Below are 9,258 nucleotides of genomic sequence, written 5' to 3'. Positions count from 1 at the left end.
ATGTCCGGGGTCTTGTCTTTCTTTCTGGTCATAGTTTTGCTCCTTGTTACATGATAGGAAACTATGACCGTTTACACACTTTATCTTACAGACTCCGCGGGAGGGGTGACGGTGGCGCAATACTTTAAAGCATCCGCTTTCGAGCTTTGGGGAATTGGTCTTGTGCTTGCCGGTCTGGGTTATCTGGTCAAGTTTTACCTTGTGAGCCGGACGCGCAGGAAAACGCAGATGCTTTATGTGACCCAGGATTATGAGCGCGGACTGTACTACGAACAGTACCTTGACCGTGTACACCTGGTTCTGCTCGCTCTTTTCCTTGATCTTGAGCGGATTCACAAGCGGGTATTCAGAGAGAACTATGAGGCGGACACCACATCGATTGCAGTTCAATCGATTATCGACGACATTTTGTCCGGGGTTCGCTCTACTTTTTGCCCGTACGCTCACAAACATATGGCTGAGAAAAAAGTGACCCCTGAGTTGTGGACTCTGTGCGAAAGCGGTACTCGCAAGGCAGTGAAGAACTGTCCACTGTGGGAGGGGCGACAGCAGAGTGAAAACCGTATCGACAGTTTGTAATTATGACCAAAGCAGTTCTCGTTACCGGAGCTTCCGGGTTTATCGGGTCGCATCTGGTGAAGCGGTGTCTGCGGGACGGGTACGGCGTGAAGGCGCTGGTGCGGAAAGGGAATTCGCGCATCGAGTCGCTGCGAAGCTCCGGCGTCGAGGTAATCGAAGGCGACGTGCGTGACGCCGGGGCAGTCGATGCGGCGGTGCGGGGGTGCGACCTTGTGCTGCATGCTGCGGCGCTGACCTCTGACTGGGGGCCGATGCGGGACTTCATCGACATCAACGTTGGCGGCACCCGCGCGATTTGCGAGTCGTCGCTCCGGCACGGCGTCGGGCGGCTGGTGCATGTCAGCTCGTTCGAGTGCTTCGATCACCACCTGCTTGGCCGCATCGACGAAGAGACGCCCTACATGACGCGAAAGCAATCCTATCCCGATACCAAAATCGGCGGCACAAACGAGGTTTGGTCGGCCATGGAGCGCGGGCTTTCGGCGAGCATTCTCTACCCGGTGTGGGTTTACGGCCCCGGCGACCGGACGCTCTTTCCGCTGCTTGCCGACTCCATTCGCAAGCGGCAGATGTTCTACTGGTCGCGCAACGCGCCGATGAGCATGATCTCTATCGACAATCTCGTCGATCTGACGATGCTCGCCGCCACCCGCCCGGAAGCCGTGGGCGAGGCGTTCATGGCCTGCGATGGCGAGGCGATCACCTTCGAGGAGGTGTGCCGGCGCGTTGCCGGGGCGATTGGCTCGCCGCCGCCGTCGCTCTACCTGCCGTTCGGCCTCGTTCGGGCCGTCGCCGAAGCGATGGAGGTTGCCTGGCGGATTGCCGGAAGCGAAAAGCGCCCGCTGCTCACCCGGCAGGCGGTCGATGTGCTCGCCTCGCGCGCGCTGGCCGACGTGTCGAAGGCTCGCAAGCTGCTCGGCTGGCAGAGCGAAGTGCCGCAGGACGAGGGCATCCGGCGCACGCTGGAGTGGCTGGTGACGGCCGAGCCGTCGCAGTGGAAGATGAAATGAGGCATCGGAAGCACGGGAAAAAAATCCGATACCGCTTCGTCCCGAAATGCTGACGCCAAAAGCCTTGCGGGCTATACTCGCAGTAACTACGCCATTTATCGCCCGAAAAATCCTTCTCAGGCGTTGCCTTCCTTCCAAAAAATCGTTACCATAGGGAGTTCTTTTTGACGTTCCGGTGCCGGATGTTGTCATCCGGGTAAAAGGGAAGTGCGTGAGAATCGTACACTGTACCCGCAACTGTAAGATGGTATGCCGTAAGGCTATATGGGCGCTCTGCCCGGTTGGTCTCTACGGTTCGTGCTCGTCCACTGCGCCGACCCCTGATTACCACGGGGAAGGCTTGGGAAGGATGCAGCGCTGAAAAGTGTCGCCTGGCGCGATGCGGCTGTCCAAGTCAGGAAACCTGCCGGGATGAAAGGCGTCGAGCGGCTTCGGGAAGAGAGCCTGGCGAACCTGTCAATGATCGTTTCCTGTTAAGTTCCGTGATCTTTTTTTACCGGATTGTCCGAGCTGTTTCCTCTGTGCGGCAAGGTGTTTATATTGCAAAAACATCTCCTTGTCATTATGCACCCCCACGGCTCGCGCTTGTGCCGGAGAAAGGTAAGTCACGGTATTTAATGGATTTACCTGTCAACAACCAATTATCGATTCTGGAGACTTCACATGAAAATCGCCCGCCTGTTCACCTCCCCTGGTGAAAACGTTTACGACCGTTTCGACTATACGCTCAGAACCTCCGTGCTTCGCAATCCCGATGGTTCGAAGGTCTTCGAGATGAACGATGTCGAAGTGCCGGTTTCCTGGTCGCAGGTTGCCTCCGACATTCTGGCGCAGAAATATTTCCGTAAAACCGGCGTGCCGCAGCGTGATGCCGAGGGCAACCTCATCATCGGCGCGGATGGCCAGCCGGTGACCGGCAGCGAAAATTCCATCAGGCAGGTGGCGCACCGCATGGTCGGCTGCTGGCAGGATTGGGGCCGCAAGCACAACTACTTCGACACCGAGGAGGACGCGCAGGCGTTTTACGACGAGGTGGCGTACATGCTGCTTGCGCAGATGGCCGCGCCGAACTCGCCGCAGTGGTTCAACACCGGCCTCCAGTTCGCCTACAATATCAACGGCCCGGCGCAGGGTCACTACTACGTCGATCCGGTGACCGGCGAGACCCGTGAATCCGAGGACGCCTACTCCCGCCCGCAGGCGCATGCCTGCTTCATTCAGTCGATCCAGGACGACCTGGTCAACGAGGGCGGCATTTTCGACCTTGCCATCCGCGAGGCGCGCGTCTTCAAGTTCGGCAGCGGGTCGGGCACCAACTACTCGAACCTGCGCGGCTCGGGCGAAAAGCTCAGCGGCGGCGGCAGCTCGTCGGGGCTGATGAGTTTCCTCAAGATTTTCGACTCGGCGGCGGGCGCGATCAAGTCCGGCGGCACCACGCGCCGCGCGGCCAAGATGGTGATCATCGACATCGACCATCCCGACATCGAAAAGTTCATCGAGTGGAAAGCCAAGGAGGAGGACAAGGTGGCCGCGATGGTTGCCGGTTCCAAAATCTGCTCGCGCTTCCTGAAGGCGATTGTCGATGAAGCGCTCAGGGGCGGCGCTGACCGGCAGGAGAACGAAATGCTCGACCGGCTTATCCGCAACGCCCTGCAACGCGCCGTGCCGCTGAGCTACATTCTGCGCGTGCTGGCGCTCGTCGAGCAGGGCTACACGACCCTCGATTTCCAGGAGTACGACACGCACTACGAGTCCGAAGCCTACGCAACCGTCGGAGGGCAGAACTCCAACAACAGCGTTCGCGTGACCAACGAGTTCATGAAGGCCGTGCAGAACGACGAAATGTGGATACTCCGCGAGCGCACCACCGGCAAGGACGCCCGCGCGGTTCGCGCCCGCGACCTGTGGGAAAAGATCGTGATGAGCGCCTGGAAGTGCGCCGACCCCGGCTTGCAGTTCGACTCCACCATCAACGAGTGGCACACCTGCCCGGTGAGCGGCAGGATCAACGCGAGTAATCCGTGCGTCACCGCCGACACGCTGGTGGCGACCGACCGCGGCCTCGAACGCATCGGCGGGCTGGTCGGCCAGTCTCGCGGCATCAAGAGCATCGACGGCAAGATGCACTGGGTCGAAAAGATCTTTCCGACCGGCACGAAGCCGGTTTACGAGTTGAAAACAAAGAGCGGCTACTCGCTGAAACTCACCGGCGATCATCCGGTCTTCACCGAAAATCGCGGCGACGTCCGGGCCTGCGACCTCTGCAAGGATGACGTGGTTCGCCTTGTCGGCGCGGGCTTTGGCAAGGAGACGACCGGCTCCGCCGAGAAGGCGCAGCTCGTCGGCCTGTTTGCCGGTGACGGCTGCATCACCACGACCTCCGGCCGCACCGCCGCCGGAGAGGCGCGCCGCGTGGCGTTCCTGACGGTTGACAAGGCCGAAACAGAGATCGCCGAATGGGCCAATGCGCTCATCAACGACATGCGCCCCGGCCTCGGCGAGCACAACAAGCCGGGTTCCGTCACCGAAACCGTGACCACCGCCCGCGTCGCCGTCGGCAGCCCACGCATCCTCCAGCAGCTCGAAGCATTCGCCGTGCTCGACGAGGGGAGCGAGAAGAAAGCCTTCACCGATGCGGTTTTCCGTCTCGCCCGCGCTGAACAGGCCGCCTTGCTTCGCGGCCTCTTCACCGCCGATGGAACCGTTGCCAACTACGGTGACAAATCACAGTACGTCGCGCTCGACTCCACCTCGCTCGAACTGCTCCGCCAGGCGCAGTTGCTCTTGCTCAACTTCGGCATCAAGGCGAAGCTCTACGAGAATCGCCGCGCCGGTGAACTGGTCGCGCTGCTGCCCGACGGCAACGGTGGCTCGAAGGAGTATCCCGTCCAGCAGATGCACACCCTGCGCATCAGCCGCAGTTCGCGCGTGCTCTTCGAGGAGGCGATTGGCTTCATGCCGGAGAGCCGCAAATCGGACGAACTGCGCCGCCTGAACCAGACGGTCGGCGCGTACAACGATTCGCTCACCGACGCCGTGGCCTCGCTCACCCGACTCGGCGAGGAGCCGGTGTTCGACCTGACCGAGCCGGAGACGAGCCACTTTGTCGCCAACGGCATCGCCGTCCACAATTGCAGCGAATATATGTTCCTCGACGACACCGCCTGCAACCTCGCCAGCCTGAACCTCGCGCACTTCCTCGACGAAGAGACGGGCAAAATCAAGATCGGCGAACTCCAGCACGCCTCCAGCCTCTGGACGGTGGTGCTCGAAATCTCCGTGCTGATGGCGCACTTTCCGTCGGCGGAGATCGCTCGCCTGAGCTACGAGTTCCGGACGCTCGGCCTCGGCTTCGCCAACATGGGGCGCGTCTTGATGGTGCTCGGCATTCCCTACGACTCGCCGCGCGGTCTTGCCATCGCGGGCGGCATTGCGGCGCTCATGACCGGCCAGGCCTACGTCACCTCCGCCGATCTGGCGAAAGATCACGGCGCGTTCGCCCGCTACCGCGAGAACAGCGACGACATGCTGCGCGTCATTCGCAACCATCGCCGCGCGGCGATCAACAGCTCGGAGGACGATTACGAAGGCTTGGTCGTGAAACCTCGCGGCATCGATTCGGAATATTGCCCGAAGGAGCTGTTCGAGGCCGCCGGAAAGGTGTGGGACGAGGCGCTCAAAAAGGGCAAGAAGCACGGCTTTCGCAACGCGCAGGTGAGCGTCATCGCGCCGACCGGCACCATCGGCCTCGTCATGGATTGCGACACCACCGGCATCGAGCCGGAGTTCGCCATCGTCAAGTTCAAGAAGCTGGCGGGCGGCGGCTACTTCAAGATCGTCAACCAGTCGGTGCACAAGGCGCTCGGGCGGCTTGGCTACACCGACGCGCAGATCGAAAAGATCGAAAAATATTGCAAAGGTCACGGCACGTTGCGCGGCTGCCCCGGCATCAACCAGCAGTGGCTCAAGAGCCGCGGCTTTACCGACGAAAAGATCGAGGCGGTCGAAAAGCAGCTCGAAAGCGTTTTCGACATCCGCTTCGCCTTCAACAAATGGATCATCGGCGAGGAGTTCTGCCGCTCGCTCGGCTTCTCCGACGCCGACCTGAACGACGGCGGTTTCGACATGCTCCTCGCCCTCGGCGCGACCGACGCGGACATCGAGGTAGCCAACGACTACGTTTGCGGCACCATGATGATCGAGGGTGCGCCGCACCTCAAGCCGGAGCACCTGCCGGTCTTCGACTGCGCCAGCACCTGCGGGCGCAAGGGCGAGCGCTACATCACCCACATGGCGCACGTGCACATGATGAGTGCCGTGCAGCCCTTTATCTCCGGCGCGATCTCCAAGACGGTCAACATGCCGGCGACCGCCACCACCGTTGAAATCGGCGAGGTCTATAAAGCCGCGTGGCAGTCGATGGTCAAGGCGATCACGATCTACCGCGACGGCTCCAAGCTCTCGCAGCCGCTCAACATTTCGTCCATCGCCGACCTCGACGAGGTGGTCATGCTCGGCACCGAGGAGGACCTCGACGAAACCAAGGGGCCGAAGGAGGTGCAGGAGCGCATCATCGAGCGCGTCTATCACCGCTCGGAGCGCCGGATGCTGCCCAAACGCCGCAAAGGCTACATCCGCGAGGCGTACGTCGGCGGCCACAAGGTGTTCCTCAGAACCGGCGAGTACGAGGATGGCTCGCTGGGCGAAGTGTTCATCGACATGTATAAGGAGGGCGCGTCGTTCAAGGGCTTGCTCAACTGCTTCGCCGTGCTCGCCTCCAAGGCGCTCCAGTACGGAATGCCGCTCGAAGAGCTGGTGGACAGCTTCACCTTCACCCGCTTCGAGCCAGCGGGCGCGGTGCAGGGCCACAACGCCATCAAGAACTCGACCTCGATTCTCGACTACGTTTTCCGCTCCATCGGCTACGACTACCTCGGCCGCAAGGATTTCGTGCACGTCAAAGCGGTCGATGAGGTGCCAGAAGTGCCCGCCAACGGCAATGGCAACGGAAGCGGCAACGGCCACGCAGCGAAGTCCAAAGCTTCGGAGCCGGAACTCGCCGTCCACGCCGCCAAACCCCACCACGACGAAAAAAGCGTCCTGAAAAGCCAGGCCGCCCAAGCAAGGGTGCAAGGCTACACCGGCGAGCAATGCGAGAATTGCGGATCGGTAAGAGTAAAGCAGAACGGGACGTGCAAGGTGTGCGAGGACTGCGGAATGACGACCGGTTGTTCGTGAGGTTGATTTGATTGACTCTGAAAGCGCCGGGTGTTGGCTCGGCGCTTTTGATGTGTTAGATGTGGGGCAAGGTTTGGGGTAGCATTATGACCTCATCCCGAAATGTTAGGACAGGGCACATTGAGCCAAAGGCTGAATGTGAGTATTATGAGCTACGGAGCAACGTCTCCTAACCGCACTAAAGTTTAAATTTGCGGTGCTAATTATTTTCCTCTTTTTCTTTGCTTGCTTGATTTCTATTCTTTTTAAAAATATTGTCTACTTCTTCTAAATTTTTTATCAAGTTGTCTCTGGTAATTTTTTCACAATTAAATTCCTTAACTAATCCTCTGTTTTTTAGCTTATTAAATATTTCGATGAATTCACTTACCACCATTTTCCCTTTAATATGTAGCGTAGATGCAATAACCTTCTCTTCTTTATAAAAATGAATAAATGCATCGGTATCATCTACGATGACAAGTTCAAATGCGTTGTCATTATTGGTTAAATATAAGGTAAACGGGTATCCTGCAAATGAATTTAAATGATGAATTATATCTTTTTGTTTTATGGGATTGTTAAGTGCAACTATTCTGTAATAATGTTTTAAAGGTGGCTTCCCATCTGTTCCCTGTATTCTTTGCTCCATAGCACTAACATATGTCGGTTGCATAAGAACTGATTCGGGAAAAAACCTAGATGATCTAACTGTGTTTTTTGCTTGCCTTGTTACTTCTGTTAATACTGCAAACGCCTCAGTTTCTCCATCAATAAAACGAGCTTCAGCATTGGTTTCTTCTTTATTAAAATCTATATTATACTTGCCAGATAATTTACTTACTGTTAATTGAATATTGTGAAGCTGTTCAGGAAATCCTACAACAGTAGAGAAAATATCGCCTAATAATTTTTCTACAGGATTATCACTGCCTCGTACACTTATAAGATCAAAAACAGTAATAACGGGATTATCTACATTTTTGGGATCAGATTCGGTCGCTTTAATCTGAAGCTCTAAATCTTTTTTGCATTGTTCAACGCTTGCTAAGTCGTGATGGTCAAAAAAAATTGTTCGGCTATTTGTAATATCGAAAGGTAGTGTCTCTCCTTTCGATATCATCTGAACAACAGGTTTTCCTATAGTATGCCTAACTGCAAGTTCATAAAAAACATTTGGATTACTACCAGTTAAATCAGCTATAACCAGATCAGCCTCAACCAACCTTTTTATGATTTGAGATCCAATTAGTCCCGGCGTGGCTATTTTATCAGCTCGATCAAAGTCATAATTGAGCGATAATAATACTGGTGTTAAAATATACTCATAAACATCATCGGATCTTTTTCTGACTTCGCTCCCTTCTTTGCCTATAGGAGAAATAACAAAGCATTTTTTCTTTGTTATGGACGTAGTGCTATTATTTTTTGTCATTGGTATATAATGTTACATATGCAGTGCTGTATGTGTGGTTTAAAAGATCAGTCAGTTAAATTTAAATATATTTAGCGTAATTATCAATCTTTTTATGGGAAGAGGTTTCTGGGAAGTTGATCCGTTGCTAAAAATCCGGTATTGATCCGAAGGCTCAATGTGCCAAGCTGGAGCATAATGCTCCCAAGTAAATCCGCAAATTATTGATTTACAACACATTCCCGGTTTTGTTCTTTTTGCAGGAGTTTTTCGTAGAGGGATTCGGGAGCAACATCCGCTCCGTTGGGCCATGCGATCGTTCCGCCTTCGATAAAAGCCTTTCTGAAAAAGCCCGGCTCTTTGAGTGGCGCGAACACAGGCCCTTTCTCCGGGGACTCCGAAAAATCGATCTCACCACGCAACCCATCGTCGAAAGTGACATGGTAAGTATAACCGCCGACGTACGTTATCCCGATCTGCCTTGAATTTGGTTCTTTTGCTTATAATGCGCTGAAGCCAACACGACTGCATCGACGAGGCTCCCGGCCTGAACTCAAACCTGAACTGTTGTTCGGCTGTCGCGAACGCTTCACGGCGTTCTACGACCAGTCATCTTTTTTTTCTTGTTTTTTATACGGCAATGCCGTATCGTTTGCTTATGCAAGTTGTCATTGAAACCCCCGATTATCTTGCAAGCGCAAAAGCGGCAGGATTGACTGATGACGAGCGACGCGCCATTGTGGATTACGTTGCACAGAATCCTGATGGCGGTGTTGAAATGAGAGGCACAGGCGGAGCACGGAAAATCCGGTTTGCCGGACGAGGCAAGGGAAAAAGCGGAGGCTACTGGGTTATTACGTTCTATGCCGGAATCGACATCCCGGTATTTCTGCTGTCGGTTTTTTCAAAAGGGGAGAAAGCCAATCTGTCGCAAGCTGAAAGGATTGAATCTCTATGGGATATATTCCCCGAAGCTCTGCTTCGTTAAAGATAAAAGTGTAATAATTGAGCACATATATTCATAAAAGTCATAATGTA

The 9,258-nt window shown here is 55.4% G+C and carries 6 protein-coding genes and 1 riboswitch; of the genes, 4 read left to right on the top strand and 2 right to left on the bottom strand.

What is annotated here, in order from left to right:
• Positions 1-63: 63 nt before the first annotated feature.
• The 3 genes from EST62_RS12280 to EST62_RS12270 all read left to right on the top strand — a co-directional run bounded on the left by EST62_RS12280 (position 64) and on the right by EST62_RS12270 (position 6,827).
• Positions 64-579 (top strand): hypothetical protein, encoded by a 516-nt coding sequence (locus tag EST62_RS12280; protein ID WP_167599348.1) that lies wholly within the window; start codon positions 64-66, stop codon positions 577-579.
• A gap of 2 nt (positions 580-581) precedes the next feature.
• The gene (locus EST62_RS12275) at positions 582-1,589 is read left to right on the top strand and encodes an NAD(P)-dependent oxidoreductase (protein ID WP_129052362.1); all 1,008 of its coding nucleotides are present in this window, start codon (positions 582-584) and stop codon (positions 1,587-1,589) included.
• Between the two features lie 156 nt (positions 1,590-1,745).
• Positions 1,746-2,015, top strand: a riboswitch (cobalamin riboswitch).
• A gap of 237 nt (positions 2,016-2,252) precedes the next feature.
• A complete protein-coding gene (locus EST62_RS12270; RefSeq protein ID WP_129052361.1) occupies positions 2,253-6,827 on the top strand; it encodes an LAGLIDADG family homing endonuclease in 4,575 nt (1,524 codons plus the stop codon).
• A gap of 199 nt (positions 6,828-7,026) precedes the next feature.
• On the opposite strand, the gene EST62_RS12265 is transcribed toward EST62_RS12270, so the two are convergent.
• Positions 7,027-8,241: a hypothetical protein gene (locus EST62_RS12265; protein WP_129052360.1), complete on the bottom strand. Its 1,215-nt coding sequence runs from the start codon at positions 8,239-8,241 to the stop codon at positions 7,027-7,029.
• Positions 8,242-8,441: 200 nt separating this feature from the next.
• Entirely contained in the window at positions 8,442-8,690 is a 249-nt protein-coding gene (locus EST62_RS12260; RefSeq protein ID WP_129052359.1) for a DUF2442 domain-containing protein, read from the bottom strand.
• A 188-nt stretch (positions 8,691-8,878) separates the two neighbouring features.
• Between EST62_RS12260 and EST62_RS12255 the strand changes: the two genes are divergently transcribed.
• A complete protein-coding gene (locus EST62_RS12255; protein WP_167599347.1) occupies positions 8,879-9,208 on the top strand; it encodes an addiction module toxin RelE in 330 nt (109 codons plus the stop codon).
• Positions 9,209-9,258: the final 50 nt, after the last annotated feature.

It is taken from the genome of Chlorobaculum sp. 24CR (genome assembly GCF_004118635.1).
Classification (GTDB): domain Bacteria; phylum Bacteroidota; class Chlorobiia; order Chlorobiales; family Chlorobiaceae; genus Chlorobaculum.
The sequence above is the reverse complement of the archived record's forward strand: the minus strand, read 5'-3'. Positions and strand labels throughout refer to the sequence as shown.